Here is a 21,828-nt window from a genome sequence, read left to right as displayed (position 1 = left end):
ACTGCTGGGGCGCGTTTCGAAAGTGCTGGTCCCAGCCATTCGTTGATGGCTGCGACCAGCACTGTTGCAACGACCCCTCCGTTGTCCGCAGGGGCACCACCCGCGAATATCCCCGTACACCTACCTGCACTCGGGCTGCCCCTCCTGCCGGAGCCAGGAGAGCCGCACCGCCCGGCTGGAAACCCTGGAAGCCGTCGCCGTCGAACCCGCCCCGTTCAGGATCGGTCCGGAGATCGCTTCCCAGTGGCACCCGACCCGCAACGGCCGCATCAGCCTGGCCAAGCTCTCCCCCGGGTCACGCAGAACGGTGTGGTGGCAGGGCAGGACCCCTGCTGCGACCACGAGTGGCAGGACACGCCGGAGCAGCGGGACAAGGGGCAGCGCCTGCGCTGCCCCGAATGCCGCACGATCCTCGACTCGCTCGCGTTCCACTTCCCGGAACTCGCCGCCGAGTGGTCGTCCGTGAACCCGCTCTCGGCCTGGCACGTGCGCCCCAGCGGTCAGACGGCCTTCGTCCCGACATGGGTCTGCACCGCCGACCCCGCGCACGTGTGGCAGACACCCCTAGCCTCCCGCGCGGCCGGCAGCGGGTGCCCCGAGTGCAGGGAACACGGCAAGTCCCGGATCGAGCTCGACCACCACGCGGCCGCCGAACGCGCGTTCGGCAGAGCATCGTCCGGTCAGGCCGTACGCCATGCCGCGTTCGTCCGGCGCAGCGTCTGGCACGTCGACATCACGGTCGAACTCTCCGGCGGCCGGAAGCTCGCCGTGGAGTACGACGGGTCCTACTGGCACGCGGACAAGGCCGATGTCGACGAGGAGAAGTCCCGTGACCTGCCGGCTGCGGGGTACCTCGTCGCGCGGCTGCGCGAGCATCCGTTGCCCGCGCTGCCGATCGACGATCCCGGGTACGCCGAGTTCACCGTCCACTCGACCGTCTCCGACCCGGACGGTGTGATCGAGCGGGTGAAACGCTGGACGTCCGAACACTGATTGATCACGGAACACGCCGTGACGGCAAAAGGTGCGGCCTCAGGCTGTCGCCTGGCGCTCGCGCAGGACGACGGCCCCTTCGCCGTCGAGTTGGTCGCAGTAGGGCGCGCGGCCGGCCATCGCCATGACCAGGGCCAGGGTGGTGCCGGACACCCGTGGGCCGTCACCGGCGACGAAGGGGCCGTCGGTGGCCGCCAGCCGCAGGCCTGCGGCACGCTTCTTGGAGAGGACGGGCAGGTCGGAGCCCTGGTAGTAGGCGGCCAGGGCGGTCAGGACGTCAACCGGGTAGTCGCGCTCGATACCGAGCGGTCGGCGGATGTCCTCCGCATGCACGACGGTCTCCCCGAGCATCGCCACTCTCGGCAGGGGCGGCTTGGTCGTGCTGGTGATCACCTGGCGGAACCGCGCGAGCGTCTCGGCCGGAGCGGCGCCCATGTGCTCGGCCAGCCGCAGGGCAACCTGCCGGTCGAAGTCGAAGCGACAGCGGACCACACCCGCCATCCACCGCACCGGGCCGAGGCTCGCCCCGGCGGTCATGTGCGCGAGCACCTCGCGGACGGTGAACCGGTCGCAGAGGGACCGGGTGGCCCACTGCCCCTCGTCCAGTCCCGCCAGGTCGGCGGCCAGGGCTGCCCGTTCGGCGTGGACCTGCTCCCAGGTGTCCGTCGCGGGTCGAGGACTGTCGTTCGGTGTCGACGGTGGCATGCGGGCACTGCTCCTGTGCGGTAGTCGGACGGGCGCCGAACCGGGCACCGGCGAAGCGAAGCTTCGCACGCGTGAAGCCGCTGCGCATCCTCCGCAGCCGTGCGCGGGCCCGTTGCCGCCGCGCTCACGCGCCACCCGTACCAGACCCCCGAACTGCCGCGCCCGCAAACCCGTGAACGTCTCCACCCTGTGACTCACGGCACCGCACAGTGCCGCTGCAAGCCGCCCGTCAGCGCATGTGTGTCCCGCCGTTGATGTCGAACGTGGCGCCGGTGACGTAGCCGGCGTCCTCGCTCGCCAAGTAGGCCACGAGGGCGGCGACCTCCGTCGGCCGGCCCAGGCGGCCGCCGGGCAGGTCCCGGGGCCCGGGGCGGAGGGCCGTCGAGTCGGAGCCGTTGGTGGTCAGCCGATCTTCGCCGGTTCCCGGCTCGCGCCTGGTGTCACGGCCGCAACCCGCTGACGCCGCCGGCGCCGGGCTCCTCGGCCGACGGCCCACCAAGGTTTCCGACTCGGCATCAAGGTTGTCTGAGCCGGACCTTGGCAGGCGCCGCCGCCGAGTCGGTCGTGCGTGGGTGGGTTACCAGGTGAGGAGGACGTAGCCGGGGCCGCCTTCGTTGCCGGTGCCGGCCGGATTCCGGCCGCTGGCGCCGGCCTGGCCGGGTGTGTCCTCGGGGCTGGGGGTGACGCCGCCGCCGTGGCCGCCCACGCCGCCCGCACCCCCGTCCGCGCCACTCAGGCCGTTACCGCCCCGGCCGGTGCCGGCGGGCAGGGGTACGGTCGCCTGTCCGGGCGCGCCGCCGGTTCCGCCGCCGCCGCCGGAGCTCCCCTGCGATGCGGCACCCCCGTCACCCTCACGGCCCTGGAGGCCTGTTCCGCCGGCGCGGGCATCGGAGGTGGATCCGGCGCTCCCGCCGACTGTTCCGGGGGCGCCGGGGGAGCCGATGGCATCGGTCCCCCTGCACGTGTTCCTCGACGGGAACAGGCCGCCGCTGACGGCGGGGCCGCCAGCGGCTCCCGCGCCGCCCGCCCCGCCCCGAGCCCCGGCTCCGCCCAGACCGCCGACTCCGCCCCGGGTCCCGCCGGCGCGTTCGCCGGGCTTCCCGCCGCCACCCCCGCCTCCGGGACCGCCCGCCCCGCCGAACGTTCCGGGCAGTGCATCCGCACGGACGTGACGTCCCCAGACCGAGGTCGCGCCGCTGTTGGCGGAGCCCTGCGAACCGCTTGTGCCGGTACCCCCGCCTCCACCGGCGGTGCCCGGGGTGAACGTGGCATCGGCCCGCCCGCCGGAACCGCCGCTCCCGCCGGTGCCCACGCCCGTGGGATCCGCTCCGGCAACGACCGCGAGGACCAGCCGCTCGCCCGGGTCGACGGGCACCACGCACGACACGAACGCCCCACCTCCGCCGCCACCGCCACCGCCGCCCCCTGCGCCGCCGGCGCCGCCGCCACCCCCACCCCCGTCGGCGGGCCCGATGAAGTAGCTCCCGCCGCCCCCGCCGCCTCCGCCGCCGCCACCGCCGGCACCCACCCCGCCGGGGCCGCCGGCGCCGACCAGGTAGATGGTCATCGACGTCACCCCGGCAGGGACGGCGAAGTAGTAGATTCCGGGCTCGGTGTACTCCTGCCGCCCGGCCGCAGCCGGCGCCGCCGTAGACGCGGCCGGCGCAGACGCTGCCGCGGACGGGGACACCGCCGCCCCCAGCAGCATGGCGCCGAGGCCGACGGACACCCGCAGGCGCGAGCGGCGGCGCGACCCCACCGGGCCTCGCGCCGGCGGTCGGTGGGTGACCGAGGAACTCGGTGCGCCGTGCAGGGGAGCACGGGAAACCGTGGGTAGAAGCGGTACAGACATGTCGAGGCACCCTTTCGGAGAGCGGATTGTCGGCGGCACGGTGCGAACCGAGGCGAACTCGTGGTATCGGGTGCGCCATCGGGCGTGTTCGGGAGGATCTCGTCAGGGACGGCTGCACACACGGTCCAGGCCGACCCGCGCCGCATGACGGGGCCCTCGACTACCTACCAGGTGATCAGGACGTAACCGGGTCCGCCGTTGCCGCCGCTTGCGGCTGGGGACAGGCCTGCCGTGCCGTCGGTGCCGGCCTGGCTTCCGGGACTGGGGACCGGCCCTCCGCCGTTGCCGCCCTTGCCGCCCGCACCGCCCGCGCCGCCGGGAGCCCCGGTGCCGCCCTGGCCGACGCCCGCAGGCAGAGTGATCGGCAGGGAAGCGGGAGGCTGCGCCGCTGCGCCGCCCGACCCACCGGAACCCTCGACTCCGCCCTGGCTCGCCGGGCCGCCGCTGCCCACCGAACCTGCGATCCCGGTGCCGCCCGCCGACGCCGCACGGCTGGATGTCCCGGCCTGACCGGAACTGCCCCCGTTGCCGCCCACCAGGACGGCCCCGGTCCCGGTGCAGCGGTTGGCCTTGCCGCCGGCTGCCCCACCTCCGCCGCTGCCGCCCGCCGCGAGGCCGCCTCCCAGCCCTCCGACGCCGCCCTTGGTGCCGGCGGCCCGCTCACCGCGAAGGCCCTCGCCTCCGCCGCCGCCCCCGGAGCCGGCTCCACCCACCGCGCCGCCGACCGCCTCCGCGAGTCCCCTGCTCACCAGGGCGTAGACCACCGACTGCCCGCCCTGGATGTTCCCGGTGTAGGCGGTACTCCCTGCCCCGCCCCGGGTACCGTCCTGCCCGGGCGAGAACAGGGAGTCCGCCCTACCGCCCGACCCCGCGCCGCCGCCCTTCCCCCCGCTGACGATGCTCCCCGGCCGCCCGACGGTGCCATAGATCTCCTCTCCCGGTTTCACGGCGAGCGTGCACGACACGAAGGACCCGCCGCCGCCACCCCCACCGCCGCCACCACCCCCGCCACCGGCACCACCACCCCCGCCACCACCAGCGGCGGGCCCCAACGTGTAGCTCCCGCCACCACCGCCGCCACCACCTCCACCGCCCCCACCGGCCACACCGCCGGGGCCGCCGCCCGCCACCACATAGACAGTCAGCGACGTCACCCCCGCCGGGACATAGAAACCGAAATCTCCCGGTCGGGTGAACTCCTTCTGCCCGGAGGGCTGCGCTATGCGCGGGAGCGTCCCGCCCGCGGCGACCGCCGAGGCCGGAAACACACCGGTCATCATCACCAGGCCACCCGCCAACGCCGGTACGCCCACCGCTGCCCGCCGCAAACGAGAGGGCTCTCCACTCTGTCCGGCCATGACGTCGTCCTGCCTCTCGGGTCCGTTGACGCGGAAACGTGCAAGGGGACGACCCACGCCGCCACGGCCCTGGCACCGGCCCCGCTTTGAGCATCGACCGCCGCCCACCACACCGCCACCGTCGCCGGGCATCCGCAGTAGCCGGTGTGCTTCTCATCGGAGGCGGGGGCCTGACCACCTCTGTGGGCGGCTCGCTACCAGGTGAGCAGGACGTAGCCGGGTCCGCCGTTGTGGCCACTGGTGGCCGGGGCCCCTCCGTCGGTGCCGTTCTGACCGCCCTGGCTATCGGGGCTGGGGTCGGGGCCGCCTCCGTGTCCTCCACCGCCTCCGGCTCCGCCGCCCGCGCCGTCAAGGCCGGAACCGCCCTGACCGACACCGGCGGGAAGGGTGACGGGCAGGGCCACGGAGGACTGGCCGGGCGCACCGCCCTGACCACCGGTACCGCCGCTCCCCCCGCCCGTGGATGAGCCGCCGCTCCCCACGCGGCCGGCGCTGCCGGTGCCACCGGCTCGCGCGGCCGAACTGGACTGGCCGCCCCGGCCGTAGGCGCCGCCGCCGCCATCGGCCAGGACGGGGCTGGAACCCGTGCAGGCATTGACCCTGCCGCCCGCTGCTCCGGCGCCGCCACTGCCGCCCGGGACTCCGGCACCGCCCAGCCCGCCGACGCCACCGGCGGAGCCGCCTGCCCGCTCGCCCCGGCCACCGCCGCCGCCACCCCCGCCGCTGCCACCCGTTCCGCCCGGCTGCCCGCCGAGCGCCGCGGCGCGTCCCTTGCTGGTCAGGGCGGAGACGAAGGACGGTCCGCCCGGGTAGTTGCCAGAGAACGTACTGGTGCCCGCCGTGCCCGCGGTGCCGCTCGTACCGGGAGAGAAGAGGGAATCGGCCCTTCCCCCGGACCCTCCGGCACCGCCCGTACCCTGGCGCAGCAGCGTCCCGGGGCTTCCGACGAGGACCACGAGTTGCTCTCCGGCTTGGACAGCGAGCGTGCAGGACACGAACGCACCCCCGCCACCGCCCCCGCCACCGGCACCTCCACCGCCACCGGCTCCCCCGCCCCCACCGCCACCGGCCGCAGGGCCCACGAAGTAGCTCCCCCCGCCGCCCCCACCACCACCGGCTCCCCCACCGCCGCCGACGCCACCGGCACCGCCCCCGGCGACCACGTACGCGGTCACGGCGGTCACCCCCGCCGGCACCCGGAAGCGGTACCGCCCGGGCGTGGTGTACTCCTGCTGCCCCTGCCCCGACGCTCGGACCGCAACCGCGGAAGCCTCGCCGACCGGGGCCGCCACAGCGGGAGGCACACCGCCCCCCAACAGGCACCCCAACCCGAGGGGAACACCCGCGACAACCCACCGCAGCCTCGCGGCACCCTCTGCCGACCCTGCCATGACACATCCTCCGTATCTCTGGTCGAAGTGAACCGCTCTCCGACGGCACACATCCGTCGACGGATCACCTGATCCACCACCACATGACCTGCCATCGCTGTACCCGACACGGTGAGCACGTGTGCCCCGGGCAGACGCACCACCACCGTCACCCGGACCAGAAGGGAGGCGCCGGTTCCAGCGCCGCCGCGCGGCGCCGGCCACCGCCAGGATCGGGACGGCCGCGATGGACACGGTCACAGCCGATTTCCGGATCGAGACCGAACACGACGGCTACGCCTGCGCCCTGGAGGCAGTCGTCGAAGCGCGGCTCGCCGGCATCGAACCATCGCACCCCCGCCTCCCGCGTCCCGCGTCCCGCGTCCCGCATCCTGACGCTCCGATGGATTCGTCACCCACGAGCCGCGCCGGAGGCGCAACGGCTTCTCGATCTCAGGTCTGGACTGGGCTGGGCTGGGCTTTGTCACAGTGAGGTCAGGGTGAGAGTGACGAGGCCGCTGGCCCCCGAGATGGTGCCGTCCCCGAGCGGGCACAGTTCGGGGTTGGTGCCGGTGATGTCGGTGGCTTCCAGGATCTTCTCGGCGGTGTCGCCCGTGTAGCGACCGGCGGTGACGGTGCCGGTCAAGGTGGCGGCGCCGCCGGTGTCCTCCACGGAGGTCCAATGCACGGCGCTGGTGCTCTGGTCGCTCCAGGTGATGGTCTCGTCGAACGGGGCCAGAGCGTGGAGCAGGTTGACACAGGTCTCGCCCGGCTCAGCGCTCGTGGTCGCGCTCGTCCCGGGAAGACCCGCCTCGCACGTCGCGTAGGAGTTCTGGTTGGCGATGCTGACGTCCTGCGGCCGGTCGGTCAGCACGGGGGTGTACTCGCTGGTGAACGTGCCCTCGCACTGCACGTCCAGCAGCCCTTGAGCGTGAGCCGGTGCGCCGGCCGGGGCCAGCAGGAGCCCACAGGCCATCGCCATGGCCCCGGCCAGGCCGACGAGACGGGAGAGCGCGAATCGGGACGGAACGGCGTTCATCGAACCTCCGGACGAGGGAACCTCAATCTGCTTTGTGCACTTACGATGACACGGAACGTCGGCGTGGAGGGAGCGCACAACGACGGCGCGCCGCAGCGCGGACAGCGACGCGGCCCCGCATGCGCCCTGCGGGCACACCACACCCCGGCCTGCCACGACCACCGCCTACCACGGCCCCCGGGCCGCCTCCGCACCACCGGGATCGCCGCATCGATCCCCCAATCGCCCAACGGAGCAGCCGCCGTGGTGGAGGGCCCCAGTACAGTGGCGCGCGATGAGCGCAGCGGTGATCCTGTGAGCGACGACCCGCTGTCATCTCGGCCGGGCCCTCGTCATCATCATCGTCCTCACGGACCTACAGGCCAGGAGGCCAACGTTGTTCTCCTTCTCTGTCCACCGCCGAGTACGGCGGGCCGCCGCCGTCACCGTGGCCGCCGCTGCGGCAGGCGCCGCCATGCTCTCCCTCGCCGTCGCTCCCGCCTACGCCGCCACGCCCTCCTACGCCTGCGACGACGTGACCGCTGTCGGCCCCCTGGGCGAGGGGGTGCTCAACTGCGTCCCGTCCGGCGGCGCTCCCGATTCCGGGACGATCAGCACCACCTTCACCATCGTCCGCCGCTCCGACCAGGTCACCCTCACCTGCGTCCCGGTCGCCGGCGTCGCCGGGGAGGCCGTCTCCAGCGACCTGGTCACCGGCCTCTCCTGTACCGAGTAGCAGGGCCAGCCACGGCGGCCAAGCCGCCCTCGTGTCGGCGAAGTCGAGCGCCGTCCAGCCCAACGCCGGCTGATTGCCGCACGCCACCCGGTTCGAAGACCTCCTGGCCGAGTTACCACGGCCCGTGCTGCGGCCCCGACCTGGGCCCCGTTCCAGTCCGACCTCGACCACGCCCTGGACGAGGAACTCACGCGCGCCGAACTCTGGCTCTTCCCAGCTTTGTTCATCCTGCTGCTGCTCTTCATCCGCAGTCTGACGGCCGCCCTGCTGCCCCTTGCCGTCGCCGGAGCCAGCCTGGCACTCTCCTTCGCCGTCCTGGGGTTGGCGGGCATCCCGGGCCGGGGTGGTAGGGGTTCGGCCGAGATGCCTACGAGAGGGGCATGGGGTGATCTCGGACTTCTGACCGGCCTTCGCGGCCGCCTCGATCCGATGTCGTTCGCCACTGCCCGGGGTGACAGGGTGGCACATGGGTCGTACAGGTGAGGCGGTGGTGGTCAGACCTTGAGGGGGGAACACCTGAGTGCGGTGGAAGCGCTCCGTCCCAACCGAGTTGAACCCGTCACGCCCTGACTCATCGTCCGATCCGTGCCGCCCATGTCGACCTGGCGATCGCCGACCTGGGCTTCACCGATGTCGCCGGGGCTGCTCGGCTCGGTTCTGAGGAAGTCCTCGGCGGTGGCCGGGGCGCCTGAGCTGCGGGGTGGTTCGCGTGCTGCGTCGTCCTGGGCCGTTCGGAGGTGGCGCGCTGGCGCCGCACCCGAAGATCGCACACGATCTTGCCATGAGATCCAACGCTCCGCGTGGACCCGTCTGCGGTGCCACTCGTTCACCGCTTCCCGTCGTCCCGGCCGCTCTGCCGGTGTCCGCGCCGCGCTGTCGGCGTGCGCTGCTCGGTGTGCCCGTGGCGCTGTGCTGCCTGCTCGGCGCCGGCGCCCCCGCTCACTCCGCCCCCAGCGCAGGCGGGCCCCTCGCGCTGACCGACCAGCCCCACGGCCGGCAGGAATTCACCCGGACGGGCCTCAACAGCTTCAGGGTGCCCGCAGGTGTCACCTCGCTGGACCTGTACCTGCTCGGCGCGGGCGGCGGCGGCGCGCCCGGCGGGGGAGGTGGCGGCGGCGGAGGCGGCGGCGGGGGCGGGAACTGGACCTTCCTCGGCGACGCCACTGGCGGGGGCGGCGGAGGCGGGGCCGGCGGCGGAGGAGGAGGCGGGGGCAGCGGCGGAGGAGGCGGAGCGTCCCTGGTGTGCACCGCCGTTCCGGTCACCCCGGGCGAGCAGTTCCTGATCCGCGTCGGCGCGGGCGGCGCCCCGCGGGACCAGGGCGGGGGCGGCACCGGCGGCGGAGGCGGTGCGGCCGGTGCCACCCTCAAGCCGGCCAGGCCCGGCGCCGCCGGCAGCGCGGGCACCGCCGCCACGAGGCCATCCGTCGGTGAGTACACCGCCCTCATCAGTCTTTCCGGGGCGAAGATCAAGGCGAACGCCAACGGAGGTGACGCCGGGGTGGTCGGCGGCGCGGGCCGGGGCGGGAGCGGAGGCACTGGCGGAGAAGCCTCCACCGGATCGCTCGGCGGAGCGGGCGGCGCGGGTGGGAGCGGCGCCGCGGGCGGGACCGGCGGGGTCTCGGTCGCGGGCGGCCGTCCGCAGTCGACCGGCTGCGGACGCGGAGCCCCGTTCGTCGAAACCGCCGGCCACTCCAGCGGATCCGGCCTGGGCGGTACGGCCAGCGCCGATGCCGGCAACGGCGGCCGCGGCGCCAACGCGGTCCCCATCGGCGGCCCGGGCGGCGGCGGAGCAGGATCGCTCGGCGGCACGGGCGGCAGCGGCGGCACGGGCGGGACCCCCGCGACGATCACCCTGCCCACCGGCGTCACTCCGCCCGCCGACACCGGACAGGGCGGCGCCGGCACCAACGGCACCGGCGGTGGCAGCGGTGGCAGAGGCGGCGACGGCGGCCAGAACCCGCCCGGCCCCGACGACCAGCCCGGCAACGGCGGCGCCAACGCCCAGAACGCCTCCGCAGACCCCGGAGGCAACGGCTACATCCTGATCACCTGGTAGCCACCCCGGCCACGCCCGGCCACACGAAGCGCCGGCAGCGCGGCTCCCGGATCGCGGTGGCTGAACCAGCGGACGGCGGCCGTGCCGGGCTCAGGGTGTGGACGGCGCGGACCGGGATGGCGTCCCGAACAAGTAGGGACGGGGACGCCGGGCGGCTCTCCCGGCTGGTGTGACCAGGCGGTGCGCGACGAAGCCGAAGCGTGGGACGTGACCGCGTTGTCCTTCGCGTCGCTCTGGCCCTCCTACATGCCGTTGGTGCCGATGTTGGAGGTGCCCAGGGTGTTGCCGTTCGCGCCCAGCCAGGTGATCACGGCGGTGCCGGCCCCCGTCACGGTCCCGTTGCAGTCGCCCGTTCCGGCGCCGTTCGCGGTGAACGTGCCGGACGCGATGTTCGGCTGTGAACCGTCGTCCGAGTGACAGTTGAACAGCGAGGTCCTGCTTCAGGACGTAGGTGCAAGCGTGCATGTGGGGCAGGGTCGATGCGGACCACCTCGATCCACTCCGCGCCCTGCGGTAGAACCAGGACCGCGCCCCGGACACCGTCTGACGGCGCACCTCGTTGAAGGGTGAGGGTTCGGGCCTTCGGGCTTCCCGGTCAGGCGCAGGTGTCCACCGGCGCGGGTGGGCTCTCCAGCGGCCCCTGAGGCGTTTCCGCTGTCCTTGCAGGCAGCCCGCCGCGCTGTGGGGCTCCCTCGCTCCCGGCGGGCCGGATTCAGAGGAGTTTCGCTCGTATGACAACCGACGAGAGCAGTTTGGCCGCGTTTCTGCGTTCACGCCGGGAGCGGCTCAAGCCGGAGCAGGTGGGCCTGGCCTCTCATGGCCGGCGGCGCACGCCGGGGCTGCGCCGCGGGGAGCTGGCCACGCTCGCCGGGTTGAGCGTCGAGTATCTCGAACGCCTTGAGCAGGGCCGGGACACCAATCCGTCCGGTGCGGTGCTCGCGGCGCTCGCCGACGCGTTGCGCCTGTCCGTCGAGGAGAAGCAGCACCTGGCGATGCTGGCGATGCGGCAGCACAGCGCCCCGCTCCTTCCCGCTCCCCCGCCGGTGGGTGAGGATCCGCGCCCCGGCGTGCGCGACCTCCTGGACCGTCTGGACCCGAGCCCGGCGTGCCTGCTCGGGCCGGTCTACGACGTCGTGGCCTGGAACCGGTCGTGGGAGGTGATGGCGACGCCGATGGGTGTGCTGGACAAGACCCCGCCCAATCTCATCCGCTACCACTTCCTGCACCCCATGGCGCGCCGGATCCTTGATGAGGCGGCCTGGGCGGCGACGGCGGACGGGGCGGTCGGCTGGCTGCGGGCCGCCGAGCCCGACTGGGGCTCCGACTGCGCGTTCAAGGACCTGGTCGACGACGTGCGTGCCGTTCCCGAGTTCGCGGCCCGTTGGGCGGCCCACACGGTCGCCGCCCGGCGGCCCATCAGCAATCGCGTCCGGCACCCCGAGGCCGGAGACCTCAACATGCGCGTGGAGGTCCTGTTCGTCGGCGAGGCCAACCACTGGCTGCAGTTGTGGCTGCCGGGCGACGAGGAGACCGCCGCGGCCTTCGCCTCCCTCCTCGGCACCGGATGAACCGCAACGTCTCCCTGCTGGTACGGGTATCCCCACGGCGTTCCTGTACGGGACGTCATCGCGCATCGTCGGGGAAGCAAGTCCGACGGAGCGGAAGGGAAACGGCAGATGGACATCAGGCCGATGCGATCCTGGATTCACCACAGCCGGGGAAGGGTACTGCGCCAGGCCGTGACCGGACGGCGCGAACTGGGCGGCCTGTACGAGGACATGCTCACGCGGCAGGGCTTCGAAGGACGCGACGCCTACCTGTACCGGCGCAGCGAGCCGACCGCATGGAGGCACGCGGAGGAGAGCGCGGGAAACCGCAACTACGACGGGCGGTTGCTGGAGCCCACCGACCGCGGCAGTGCCGGCGGAGTCCCGCTGCGGCTGTTCCACAACCCCCACCTGTCCCTCCACGTCAGCCGGCGCAGCGCGAACATGCCCTACTCGGCGCGCAACACCGACGGGGACGAGCTGTACTTCGTGCACGAGGGCACCGGCACCTTCTACACCGAGTTCGGACCCATCCCCTACGAGCCCGGCGACTACGTCCTGGTGCCCAAGGGCGTCACCTACCGCATCCGCCCGGCCGGGCCGGAGAACTACTTCCTCGTCATCGAGTCGACCGAGGAACTGGGCTTCGCCGACACCGGCGCGTTCGGCCGCCGCGCCCCCTTCGACCCCGGGCTGCTGTACGTGCCCTCCCCGGCCCTGGACGAGCTGGGCGACGGGCGCGACGAGGACGGGCAGTGGCCGGTCCGGGTCAAGCTCCGCGGCGAGCGCGCCACCATCGTCTTCGACTCCGACCCGATCGACGTCGAAGGATGGTCGGGCGACCTGTTCCCGTTCAAGATGAACATCCGCGACTACCGGCCGGTGATGAGCGACCGCATCCACGTCATGCCGTCCGCCTACGCCGTCTTCGCCACATCCACCTTCATGGTGGGCAACTTCCTGCCCCGCCCCTTCGAATCGGCTCCCGACTCGGAACCCTTCCCGCCCTACCACCGCAACGCGGACTACGACGAGTTCACGTTCTTCCACAACGGAACCGTGCTCGGCGTGCCCGTCGCCCCGGCCACCATGTCCCTCGTCCCGCAGGGCCTGCACCACGGCCTGCCCGCCGAACTCCAGGAACAGCTGGCCAAGGAACGCAAGCCGGGCGACCGCATCGACAGCGAGGTCGTCTTCGTGGACACCAGGGTGCCCCTGACCCCCACACCGGACGCCGAGGCCGTCAGGCGCACGGACCAGGAGGCCGGCCAGGCGGGGAAGGCAGCCCCGGCGCCCTCGGCCGGGTGAAGGGCCATCGTCCCGGCGAACGACCGGGTCCGTACGGAAACACCGCCGGCACGGCATCGTCGAGCCGGGTTCGCACGAAGAAGGAGAGAAGGGTTCATCTCGTGATCAGGATCCATGGGGCAGCCGTGATCTGCGGTTCTGTCCTCGCGCTCGTCATGGGCGGCGTGGCGGCCTCGGACGCCGCCGCGCAGCCGTCGGTGACGTACTGCGCCAAGGGGACCACCGCGTACCACACGCCGGGTGACTACGGCTGCGTCCTGCCTCCCGGCACCCGCGATCACGAGCTGTTCTTCATCGGGGCAGGTGGCGGCGGCGGTGGCGGTGGCAGCTGGGGAGGACACGGGTACGCCGGCGCCCGGGGCGGCGACGGCTGCATCCTGCTGACCGTGCACTGAGCGACTTCGCCCCGCCGGCCCTCGGAGTTGCCCGCCGTGGACACGGCCCCGGAACCGAACGCGCCTGTGGACAGGGCCGTGGGGTTCCCGTCGACCGGAAGCGGGTAGGGACCGGTCCGCGTGTTGCCCGCGCACCAAGGTGGGCGGCCCCTACGGTGGGATTCCTCACGTGCGCCCGCGCGGGTACGGCCGTTGGCGCCCGCACACCGTGGCGCGGCGGCCAACTCCCCTGTGAGCGGTACGAGTCACGGAGGTGCAGTCGTGGAGCAGTGGACCAGGCGCGAGGACGAACGGCTGCTCACCGGTCGGGGCCGCTTCGTCGCCGACATCGAGGTGCCCGGGTGCCTGGACGCGGCGTTCGTGCGCAGCGGCGTGGCCCACGGTGTGCTGCGCGGGGTGGACTGCGCTGCCGCCCGGGAGGTGCCGGGAGTGGTGGGGGCCTGGTCCGGCGCGGATCTGTCGGAGCCGGGCCCGCCCGGGACGGCGGCCTCCGGCTTTCGGGGGCTTCCGGCGGTGCCGTACACGTTGTTGGCCGGACTGTCCACGGAGGAGGCCGTGGCAGGCCGGGAGTGGCCGGCGCTGGCGAGGGACCGGGTGCGGTACGTGGGCGAGGCGGTGGCGGTGGTGCTGGGCGAGGACCGTTACCGGGCCGAGGACGGGGCGGCGGCGGTGTCCGTCCGGGTCGACCCGCTGCCCGCAGCAGTCACCGCGGGCGCGGCGGCGACGGACTCGGTCCGGTTGTTCGACGGTCTGAGCAACACCGTCTTCCGCGGGGAGGCCGGGCGGCCGATCGACGATTCGGTGTGGCGGCGGGCCGCGGTGGTGGTGGAGGGCCGCTACCGCCAGCAGCTCCTGCTGCCGTCCCCGATGGAGTGCCGAACAATCCTCGCCGTACCCGAAGGGGACCGGCTGACGGTGTGGTCGGGGCACCAGATGCCGCACCGGCTGCGGCGCGAACTGGCGGCGCTGCTGGGGTGGCCGGTCGACCGGGTGCGCGTGGTGGTCCCGGACACCGGCGGGGCGTTCGGGTCGAAGAGCGCGGCGTGGCCGGAGTTCGTCGTGGTCGCCCACCTGGCGGTGCGGCTGGGCCGGCCGGTGCGGTGGATCGAGGACCGGCTGGAGTCGATGACGGCCGCCTCCCGGGGCCGGGGGCAGGACCAGCGGGTGCGGCTAGCCGCCGACGCCGAAGGACGGCTGCTCGCCTACGAGTTGGAGATTGAAGCCGAGGTGGGCGCCTACCCTCAGCTCGGTGCCGGGCTGCCGATGCAGACCGCCTTGATGGCCACCGGCCCGTACGCGACCCCGCAGGTGCACACGACCGTCCGCTCGGTGCTGACCAACACCATGGTGACGTACCCGTACCGCGGTGCCGGCCGACCGGAGGCGGCGATCGCGCTGGAGCGGGCCGTGGACCAGATGGCTCGTCAACTCGCCATCGACCCAGCCGAATTGAGGCGGCGCAACTTCATCCCGCCGCACCGGTTCCCGTACCGGACGCCCACCGGCCGGTGCTACGACAGCGGGAACTACGCCGCCGCGCTGGACCTGGCGCTGGAGACCCTGGACTACCCCGGGTGGCGGGCCGAACAGGCCCGGCGCCGAACGGACCCTGACGCCCTGCCGCTGGGCATCGGCCTGTCCTGCTACGTGGAACGCTCCGGCGGGGAGCCGGGCGGGCTCCACGAGTTCGGCGGCGTCGAGGCCGCAGCGGACGGCACGGTCCTCGTCCGGTGCGGCGCGGCCCCCGCCGGCCAGGGGCACGAGACGGTCTTCCCCGCGCTGGTGGCCGAAGCCCTGGGCGTGGACCCGGGCCGGGTCCGGCTGGTCGAGGGGGACACCGACGAGCAGCCCGAGGGAATGGGCTCCTTCGGCAGCCGCTCCGCCCAGGTGGCCGGTGCGATGCTGCGGCACGCCGCGCAGCTGCTGCTCGACGAGGCACGCGAGCGGGCCGCGCGGCTGTGGAGCGTTCCCACCGAGGCCGTGGACTGGTCCGACGGCGCCGCGCGCCTCGCCCGTGGCGGCTCGCCGGCGATCGAACTGGCCGAGCTGGTGCGGGCGACCGGGCCGCTGCGGGTGGACGACCGGTTCGAGGCGGGCATGGCCTTCCCCTTCGGCGCCCACGCGGCGGTGGCCGAGGTCGATCCCGAACTGGGCACCGTACGGCTGCTGCGGGTGGTGGCCGTGGACGACTGCGGCGTGCAGCTCGACCCGGTGATCGTGCGCGGGCAGGCCTTCGGGTCGGCGGTGCAGGGCATCGGCCAGGCCCTGTACGAGGGGATCCCCCACCGGGACGACGGCGTACCGCTGTTGGCCTCCGGGCTGCTGGACTACCTGCTGCCGACCTTCACCGAAGTGCCGGCCATCGAGGTCAGGGACACCTGCACCCCGGGCCCGGGTACGCCGCTGGGCGCCAAGGGGGCGGGCGAGTCGGGCTGCATCGGCACTCCGGCCGCGGTCGTCAACGCCGTGGTCGACGCGCTGCGGATCGCCGACCCCGACCTGTTGCAGATGCCGCTCACCCCGGACGTGGTCTGGCGGGCGGCCCGTGCCCCGAAGCTTGTGGAGGCGGCTCGGTGAAGCCGGCCGCCTTCGACTACGCCGTACCGCGCACGGTGGCCGAGGCCGTCGAGGCGCTCAGCTCCGCGGACGGGACGGCCCAGGTGCTCGCCGGCGGGCAGAGCCTGATCCTCGACATGCGCCTGCACCGCGTGCGCCCCGGGCTGGTGGTCGACATCAACCGCGTCCCGGGACTCGACCGGATCGACCCGGACGGCGGCACCCTGCGGGTCGGCGCCCTGGTACGACACCGCGCGTTCGAATCGGCACGGGCCGTCCCCGGCCCGCTCGGCGCGCTGTTCGCCCGCGCGGCGGTCCACATCGCCCACCCTCCCATCCGCTCGCGCGGCACGATGGCGGGCAGCTTCGCCTGGGCGCACCCCGCCTCCGAGTGGTGCGCCGTGGGCGCCGCCCTGGACGCCGACGTCGAGCTGTCCGGCCCGCTGGGCACGCGCACGGTCGCGGCCCGGGACTACTTCCAGGGGCCGCACCTGACCGCTCGCCGACCGGACGAGCTGCTGACCTCGGTGGCCTTCCCGCTGCTCGACGGCGACACCGGGGTCGGTTTCACCGAGCACCGCCGTACGCACTTCTGCTTCGCCCAGGTCGCGGTCGCCGCCGCCCTGACGGTGCGGGAGGGGGTGGTCGCCGAGGCCCGGATCGGGCTGGCCAACTGCGCCGACCGGCCGCTGCGGGCCCGCGCCGCCGAGCAGGCGCTGATCGGCGCCGAGGCCTGGGCACCCGTCGGCGGACACCGGCTGCCCGACGGGCACCCGTTCGTCCGGGCCGGCGGGATCGCGGCGCAGCAGGACGCCGCCCCCGTGCCGGAGCCGTACGCCGACACCGAGTACAAGCGGCACGCCGTCGCGGTGCTGGTCGCCAGGACGCTGCACCAGGCGGCACGGGACCTGCGATCCCGCCGCACCGGGCCGGACGGAGACCGCGCATGAGGATCACCCTGACCGTCAACGGCGAAACGCACCGCCTCGACGTGGAACCCCGCCGCATCCTCGCCGACGTGCTGCGGGAGGAATGCCGGTTGACCGGCACCCACCTGGGCTGCGAGCACGGCGTCTGCGGGGCGTGCACGGTGCTGGTGGACGGCGAGGCGGTCCGCTCCTGCCTCGTGTTCGCCGTGCAGTGCGACGGGAGTTCGATGGGCACCGTCGAGGGCCTCGCCGGGCCCGGCGGCGATCCCCACCCCCTCCAGCGGGCGTTCTCCGCCGAACACGCCCTGCAGTGCGGCTTCTGCACCCCGGGGTTCCTCATGGTCGCCGCCGGCGCCTTGGCGGCCGACCCCGGCCTCGCGGACTCCCCCGAGAAGGTCGACGCCCTGGTCGGCTCCAACCTCTGCCGGTGCACCGGCTACGAACCCATCCGCCGCGCGATCCTGCGGGCCGCCCGCGAGCAGAACGCGCCGCGCCCGGACGACCTGCGGGATCCGCCGCAGCGACCGTCCGCTCACAACCACCCGTAGAAGACATCTCATGTGGAGAGTCGGCGGGTGCAGATGGGGGCTGCGGCGGTGCCGGCGAAGGCGGCGAAGTGGTCGGCCTTGCGTTCGTAGCGGCGGTGGAGCCGGCGGAAGCCGCCGAGCCAGGCAACAGTGCGCTCGATCACCCAGCGGTGTCGGCCAAGGCGTTGCCTGCCGCCCGGGACAGGCTCGCCCGGTTGGTCAGAGGAGGGCGCCGCCGGAGACCTCGATGCGCTCGGCGGTCACCCAGCGCAGGCCCTCGGAGGCCAGCGTGGCGATGGCGTCGCCGATCTCCTCGGGTTCGCCGACACGGCCGAGCGCGGTCTGCCCGGCCAGACCCTGGCGCATACCGGCGTCATCCCGCATGGCACCGCCGTTGAAGTCGGTGGCGGTCGGCCCCGGGGCAATGGAGTTGACCCGGATACCTCGGGGGCCGAGCTCTGCGGCCAGAGTGCGGCTCAGCGCCTCGACGGCGGCCTTCGAGGCGGAGTAGACCGAGGTCGCGGGACTGGTGTGGCGAGTCAACGACGACGAGACGTTGATGACGTGGGCGCCCTGCGCCAGCAGCGGCACAAGCGACTGGATGAGGAAGAACGTGCCCCGCACGTTCGTGCCGAACACCGTGTCGAAGTCGTCGGCCGTGACAGCTTCCAGCGGACCGAAAACGCCAACCCCCGCGTTGTTGACCACGATGTCGAGCCGCGAGGCCCCCCAGCGCTCAAGCAGTGCGCTCAGCTCGGAAGTGAAGGCTCCGAAAGAGGAGATGTCGCTGATATCGAGACGCATGACAGCGGCAGTCCCACCCGCGGCGTGCACTCGCTGCGCCGTCTCCTCGGCCCCGTCCACATCACCGCGATGGGTGACCACGACCCGCACCCCGCGCGCCGCCAGGGCAAGAGCCGTACTCCGGCCCAGGCCACGGTTCGCACCGGTCACCAAAGCGATCCTGTCGGCTGTCATCAGCTGCTCCCTCATCACACGGCACCAGAGACATCGGGCACCGCCATCAGATGCGAGTCGGTTGACTCGCCTTTCCATTGCAGCGTAGGCACAGCAAAAGAGGCGAGTCAAGTGACTCGCCTCGGATCTGGGGCATACTGCACGCATGGCAGCAGAGCTCTCCGCACACCACCGCCGTCTCGCCCAGCAGAAGCGCGAGGCGATCATCTCCGCAGCCACGGACCTCTTCCTGAACCGCGGCTACGACGGAACCTCCCTCGCCCGCATCGCCGAAGGGGCGGCCGTCTCGAAGTCCACCCTGTTCAAGCAGTTCCCCACCAAGGCAGCCCTCTTCGAGGCCATCGTCACCGAGTCCTGGCAGCGTGACACCGCGGACACTGTCGCGCGCCCTCAGGCCGGAGACCTGCGCTCCGGCCTGACCTCCATCGGCCACCGCTACGCCGACCTGATCGGCCGGCCCGGCATGACAGCCCTGTTCCGCATCGTCATCGCCGAGCTGCCCCGCTTCCCCGAACTGGGGCAGATGCAGTTCCAACTCGGCAAGCTGCCCTACTTCACCTCGGTCCAGCACTACCTGGAGTCGGAGCACGAGGCCGGCAACGCCGACGTCCCGGACGCCGAGAGCGCCGCCAACCAGTTCCTCGGGATGATCGCCAACTACGTCCTGTGGCCCCGCATGCTGCTGACCGACTGGAACCCCTCAGCCTCTGACATCCGCTACGCCGTCGAGCAGGCCGTAGAGACCATGTTCGCCCGCTACACCTCCGATCGACCGGCCTGATCCGAAGCTGGAATTCGCACGCCGCCACCCCAGTGCTGGAGGGGCCCGTGGAGCCGTGATCGTGCGGGCCGTCGCCGTCGGCAAACGATGGCGAGCTCAAGCGGTCAGCGCATCACCGCTGTTGAGGAGGCGAGACGGCCAGCCGTGCGCCGGGAGGCAAGGACGGATGCGCGCGCAGTCCATCCCCCTGCCCCGCGCAGGGCTAGTTTCGGCCTCCCAGGCAGGCCTGGCGACCCCACGCGATCGTCGCGGGGCACGGAGGCCGGCTGCGACCCCACACCAGACGAAGGCCGGCACAACGATGACCGATCTCCGCGACGGGCAACCACACAGCACCCCGGACGCCTTGTGGTGCCCCTTCCCCTCCCTGACGAACCCCCACGCCGAACAGGCCGACCGGCAGAGCCTGGCCTGGCTGGCACGCCACCGGCTGCTGGACGGGCGGCTCCGGCAGTCCGACCGGATCGGGCGCCAGCGCAGCGGCCACCTGGCCGCCCGGACCAACCCCGAGGTCTCCGCCGAGATGCTGCGCCTGCTGTCCGACTGGTACGTCTGGCTCTTCGCCTTCGACGACGGGTACTGCGAGGACCGCGAACGCGGCGACCGCCCCGGGCCGTTGGCCCGCACGACCGCTCTCCTCGCCCGGGTGATCGACCCCGAGCCACCCTGCGACGAGATGCCCGGACCGGCCGGCGCCTACGCGGTGGCCTTGCGGGAGATCCGGGACCGGGTCGCCGCACACGCCTCGCCGTCACAGCTGTTCCGGTGGGAGTGCACGGTCCGCGACTACCTCTCCGCCCAGGTGTGGGAGGCCGCCAACCGCGAGGCGGGCACCGTACCGGGCCCGTCCGAGTACGTGGCCATGCGCAGGCACGCCGGGGCGACGTACACCTGCCTCGCCCTGGTCGACATCGCCGCCGACTACGAAGTCCCGGCCGCGGAGGCGGACGGGCCTTCGCTGCGCAGGCTCAGGGACCTCACGGCGAACCTGGTGAGCTGGGACAACGACCTGTACTCCCACGCCAAGGAGACCGCGGGCGGCCAGGACCGCCACAACCTGGTCGAGGTCCTCGCCCGCCACCACCACTGCTCCACGGCCGAAGCCCGACGGTCCGCCGTCGCCATGCGCGACGCCGAGATGCACGCGTTCATCGAGCTGAGCCGAACCATCCGCACGGACGGCAGCGGCGCGGCCTCGGCCTACGCCCGCAGCCTCGGGCTGTGGCTGCGCGGGCACATCGACTGGTCCCGCCACACCTCCCGGTTCGACGTGCCGGCCCCCGCGGCGGGGCACTGATGCGCGAGGAGGACACCCCGCCCGGCACCGCGCCGTGCGCGCCGGGCCACCTGCCGCTGCTCGGGCACCTGCTCCCGCTGCTGACCCGCCCCGTACCCTTCCTCCAGTCGCTGGCCGACCACGGCCCGGTGGTGCGGATCCACCTGTGGCGCAGACCGGTTCACGTCCTCACCGATCCCGAGCTGGTCCACCGGCTGCTCGTTCGGGACGCCGCGAAGACCGAGAAGGGCTTCGTCTTCGACAAGGCCCGCGGCCTGCTGGGCAACGGCCTGTTCACCTCCGAGGGCGCGTTCCACCTCCGCCAGCGACGCCTGGTCCAACCGGCCTTCCACCGCGACAGCATCCGCCGGTACGCCGCCCTGACCGCACGCGTGGCAGCGGCGGCGGTGACCCGCTGGGAGCCCGGGCGAGCCGCGCCGATCGAGCCGCGGATGCACCGACTCGCCCGGGACATCGTGGTCGAGGCACTGTTCGCCACCCGCCTGGGCCACGCCCAGAAGGCCCGGATCGACCGGGCCGTGCCCGTGGTCCTCACCGGATTCGTCCAGCGGGCGCTCTACCCGTCACCGCTGCTGGAGAAGCTGCCCGTACCGGCCAACCGGCGCTTCGACACTGCGGTCCGGGACCTGCGCACCGTCGTGGACGAGATCATCGCCCAGGCCGCCGCCCCGCACCAGGGCCCGGACGACGCGCTGCTGTCCCTGCTGCTGACCACCCGCGACGACGAAACCGGCCGCGCCATGGCACGGGCCCAAGTCCGGGACGAGGCGGTCTCACTGCTCCTGGCCGGCACCGAGACGACCGGCACCACGCTCGCCTGGTTCTTCCACGAACTCGCCCGGCACCAGGACCTGCAGGACGAGCTGAGCGAGGAGGTGCGCGCCGTCGCCACCGACGGCGCCGTGCCCCCTGGCGACCTACCGCGCCTGGAGCACACGGGGCACGCGCTCAGCGAGACCCTCCGCCTCCACACCCCCAACTGGATCCTGATGCGCCGGGCAGTGGCACCGCTCCGGTACGGCGGCGTCGTCCTGCCCCCGGGGGCCGAGATCCTCTTCAGCCCGACCGCGCTGCACCGCTCCCCGCGGCTCCACCCCGACCCCTTGCGATTCGATCCCGACCGCTGGCGCCGTCCTGCGGGCCACGCCCCACCCAGACTGTTCATCCCCTTCGGCGCGGGCCACCACAAGTGCGTCGGCGAGTCCTTCGCCTGGACCGAGATGCTCGTCGTCGCCGCAGCCGTCCTCGCCCGCCTGCGACTCAGGCCCGCCACCGCCACCCCCCTCCGGGAGAGCGCCACCGCCGCCACCATCCGCCCGCGCGGCCCGGCGCGGCCCGCCCGAACCCGGGCTTCCCGGGGGGGCGCGGCGCCCCGGGGCCCGACACGCGCCCCCCGCGCCGCACCCGGCGGGGATACGGGGC

General features: G+C 73.4%; 21 protein-coding genes and 2 pseudogenes. 16 read left to right on the top strand and 7 right to left on the bottom strand.

Features of this window, described 5'->3' with window-relative positions:
• Positions 1 to 64 precede the first annotated feature (64 nt).
• Both ACFV6I_RS00430 and ACFV6I_RS00425 read left to right on the top strand, forming a co-directional pair.
• A pseudogene (locus ACFV6I_RS00430) lies at positions 65 to 280 on the top strand (hypothetical protein); the annotation flags it as partial.
• Positions 281 to 312: 32 nt separating this feature from the next.
• A complete protein-coding gene (locus ACFV6I_RS00425) occupies positions 313 to 993 on the top strand; it encodes a zinc-ribbon domain-containing protein (protein WP_063352059.1) in 681 nt (226 codons plus the stop codon).
• A gap of 39 nt (positions 994 to 1,032) precedes the next feature.
• On the opposite strand, the gene ACFV6I_RS00420 is transcribed toward ACFV6I_RS00425, so the two are convergent.
• From ACFV6I_RS00420 to ACFV6I_RS00405, 4 genes are all read right to left on the bottom strand, one after another.
• Positions 1,033 to 1,698, bottom strand: a complete 666-nt coding sequence (locus ACFV6I_RS00420) for a maleylpyruvate isomerase family mycothiol-dependent enzyme (RefSeq protein WP_063352060.1) — start codon at positions 1,696 to 1,698, stop codon at positions 1,033 to 1,035.
• Positions 1,699 to 1,927: 229 nt separating this feature from the next.
• Entirely contained in the window at positions 1,928 to 2,194 is a 267-nt protein-coding gene (locus ACFV6I_RS00415; protein ID WP_380423105.1) for an SDR family oxidoreductase, read from the bottom strand.
• 81 nt (positions 2,195 to 2,275) lie between these two features.
• Entirely contained in the window at positions 2,276 to 2,404 is a 129-nt protein-coding gene (locus tag ACFV6I_RS00410) for a hypothetical protein (RefSeq protein ID WP_380423104.1), read from the bottom strand.
• 1,310 nt (positions 2,405 to 3,714) lie between these two features.
• Positions 3,715 to 4,299, bottom strand: a complete 585-nt coding sequence (locus ACFV6I_RS00405; protein WP_380423103.1) for a hypothetical protein — start codon at positions 4,297 to 4,299, stop codon at positions 3,715 to 3,717.
• Positions 4,300 to 5,219: 920 nt separating this feature from the next.
• Between ACFV6I_RS00405 and ACFV6I_RS00400 the strand changes: the two genes are divergently transcribed.
• Entirely contained in the window at positions 5,220 to 5,375 is a 156-nt protein-coding gene (locus ACFV6I_RS00400; protein WP_380423102.1) for a hypothetical protein, read from the top strand.
• 1,387 nt (positions 5,376 to 6,762) lie between these two features.
• On the opposite strand, the gene ACFV6I_RS00395 is transcribed toward ACFV6I_RS00400, so the two are convergent.
• On the bottom strand, positions 6,763 to 7,317 hold the full coding sequence (locus tag ACFV6I_RS00395; protein WP_380423101.1) for a hypothetical protein: 555 nt from the start codon (positions 7,315 to 7,317) through the stop codon (positions 6,763 to 6,765).
• Positions 7,318 to 7,693: 376 nt separating this feature from the next.
• Here ACFV6I_RS00395 and ACFV6I_RS00390 point away from each other — a divergent pair, with 376 nt between their 5' ends.
• The 10 genes from ACFV6I_RS00390 to ACFV6I_RS00345 all read left to right on the top strand — a co-directional run bounded on the left by ACFV6I_RS00390 (position 7,694) and on the right by ACFV6I_RS00345 (position 17,371).
• Positions 7,694 to 8,032: a hypothetical protein gene (locus ACFV6I_RS00390; protein ID WP_380423100.1), complete on the top strand. Its 339-nt coding sequence runs from the start codon at positions 7,694 to 7,696 to the stop codon at positions 8,030 to 8,032.
• A 69-nt stretch (positions 8,033 to 8,101) separates the two neighbouring features.
• Positions 8,102 to 8,515, top strand: coding sequence for an MMPL family transporter (locus ACFV6I_RS00385; RefSeq protein ID WP_380423131.1), 414 nt, complete (start codon positions 8,102 to 8,104; stop codon positions 8,513 to 8,515).
• A 412-nt stretch (positions 8,516 to 8,927) separates the two neighbouring features.
• Positions 8,928 to 10,088, top strand: a complete 1,161-nt coding sequence (locus tag ACFV6I_RS00380; protein ID WP_380423099.1) for a hypothetical protein — start codon at positions 8,928 to 8,930, stop codon at positions 10,086 to 10,088.
• 180 nt (positions 10,089 to 10,268) lie between these two features.
• Entirely contained in the window at positions 10,269 to 10,505 is a 237-nt protein-coding gene (locus ACFV6I_RS00375) for a hypothetical protein (RefSeq protein WP_063352064.1), read from the top strand.
• A gap of 314 nt (positions 10,506 to 10,819) precedes the next feature.
• A complete protein-coding gene (locus ACFV6I_RS00370; RefSeq protein ID WP_380423098.1) occupies positions 10,820 to 11,656 on the top strand; it encodes a helix-turn-helix domain-containing protein in 837 nt (278 codons plus the stop codon).
• Between the two features lie 123 nt (positions 11,657 to 11,779).
• On the top strand, positions 11,780 to 12,943 hold the full coding sequence (locus ACFV6I_RS00365) for a homogentisate 1,2-dioxygenase (protein WP_380423097.1): 1,164 nt from the start codon (positions 11,780 to 11,782) through the stop codon (positions 12,941 to 12,943).
• Between the two features lie 101 nt (positions 12,944 to 13,044).
• Positions 13,045 to 13,338 (top strand): hypothetical protein, encoded by a 294-nt coding sequence (locus ACFV6I_RS00360; protein ID WP_380423096.1) that lies wholly within the window; start codon positions 13,045 to 13,047, stop codon positions 13,336 to 13,338.
• Positions 13,339 to 13,599: 261 nt separating this feature from the next.
• Positions 13,600 to 15,915 (top strand): xanthine dehydrogenase family protein molybdopterin-binding subunit, encoded by a 2,316-nt coding sequence (locus ACFV6I_RS00355; RefSeq protein WP_380423095.1) that lies wholly within the window; start codon positions 13,600 to 13,602, stop codon positions 15,913 to 15,915.
• On the top strand, positions 15,912 to 16,844 hold the full coding sequence (locus tag ACFV6I_RS00350) for an FAD binding domain-containing protein (protein WP_380423094.1): 933 nt from the start codon (positions 15,912 to 15,914) through the stop codon (positions 16,842 to 16,844). The genes ACFV6I_RS00355 and ACFV6I_RS00350 overlap by 4 nt, the downstream gene beginning before the upstream one ends.
• The gene (locus ACFV6I_RS00345; protein WP_380423093.1) at positions 16,841 to 17,371 is read left to right on the top strand and encodes a (2Fe-2S)-binding protein; all 531 of its coding nucleotides are present in this window, start codon (positions 16,841 to 16,843) and stop codon (positions 17,369 to 17,371) included. Before ACFV6I_RS00350 ends, ACFV6I_RS00345 begins: the two co-directional genes overlap by 4 nt.
• An 8-nt stretch (positions 17,372 to 17,379) precedes the next feature.
• Here ACFV6I_RS00345 and ACFV6I_RS00340 read toward each other — a convergent pair.
• Positions 17,380 to 17,538 (bottom strand): annotated as a pseudogene (locus tag ACFV6I_RS00340) (transposase); the annotation flags it as partial.
• A 31-nt stretch (positions 17,539 to 17,569) separates the two neighbouring features.
• Positions 17,570 to 18,328 carry an SDR family NAD(P)-dependent oxidoreductase gene (locus tag ACFV6I_RS00335; protein ID WP_380423092.1) on the bottom strand — a complete coding sequence of 253 codons (759 nt, stop codon included), beginning with the start codon at positions 18,326 to 18,328 and terminating at the stop codon, positions 17,570 to 17,572.
• A gap of 145 nt (positions 18,329 to 18,473) precedes the next feature.
• On the opposite strand from ACFV6I_RS00335, the gene ACFV6I_RS00330 reads away from it, so the two are divergent.
• The 3 genes from ACFV6I_RS00330 to ACFV6I_RS00320 form a co-directional block, all read left to right on the top strand.
• The gene (locus ACFV6I_RS00330; RefSeq protein ID WP_063352069.1) at positions 18,474 to 19,109 is read left to right on the top strand and encodes a TetR/AcrR family transcriptional regulator; all 636 of its coding nucleotides are present in this window, start codon (positions 18,474 to 18,476) and stop codon (positions 19,107 to 19,109) included.
• A 301-nt stretch (positions 19,110 to 19,410) separates the two neighbouring features.
• Positions 19,411 to 20,406: a hypothetical protein gene (locus ACFV6I_RS00325; protein WP_380423091.1), complete on the top strand. Its 996-nt coding sequence runs from the start codon at positions 19,411 to 19,413 to the stop codon at positions 20,404 to 20,406.
• Positions 20,406 to 21,828, top strand: a 1,423-nt coding sequence (locus ACFV6I_RS00320) for a cytochrome P450 (protein WP_380423090.1), incomplete at its 3' end; no start/stop codon positions are given. The genes ACFV6I_RS00325 and ACFV6I_RS00320, both read left to right, overlap by 1 nt.

This window comes from Kitasatospora sp. NPDC059803 (assembly GCF_042732255.1).
Classification (GTDB): domain Bacteria; phylum Actinomycetota; class Actinomycetes; order Streptomycetales; family Streptomycetaceae; genus Kitasatospora.
The sequence above is the reverse complement of the archived record's forward strand: the minus strand, read 5'-3'. Positions and strand labels throughout refer to the sequence as shown.

Bases quoted from the DNA above. Each gene is read 5' to 3' on its own strand.
- ACFV6I_RS00420 (WP_063352060.1), bottom strand. From the start codon at position 1,698: ATGCCACCGTCGACACCGAACGACAGTCCTCGACCCGCGACGGACACC.
- ACFV6I_RS00395 (WP_380423101.1), bottom strand. From the start codon at position 7,317: ATGAACGCCGTTCCGTCCCGATTCGCGCTCTCCCGTCTCGTCGGCCTG.
- ACFV6I_RS00370 (WP_380423098.1), top strand. From the start codon at position 10,820: ATGACAACCGACGAGAGCAGTTTGGCCGCGTTTCTGCGTTCACGCCGG.
- ACFV6I_RS00365 (WP_380423097.1), top strand. From the start codon at position 11,780: ATGCGATCCTGGATTCACCACAGCCGGGGAAGGGTACTGCGCCAGGCC.
- ACFV6I_RS00345 (WP_380423093.1), top strand. From the start codon at position 16,841: ATGAGGATCACCCTGACCGTCAACGGCGAAACGCACCGCCTCGACGTG.
- ACFV6I_RS00335 (WP_380423092.1), bottom strand. From the start codon at position 18,328: ATGACAGCCGACAGGATCGCTTTGGTGACCGGTGCGAACCGTGGCCTG.
- ACFV6I_RS00330 (WP_063352069.1), top strand. From the start codon at position 18,474: ATGGCAGCAGAGCTCTCCGCACACCACCGCCGTCTCGCCCAGCAGAAG.
- ACFV6I_RS00325 (WP_380423091.1), top strand. From the start codon at position 19,411: ATGACCGATCTCCGCGACGGGCAACCACACAGCACCCCGGACGCCTTG.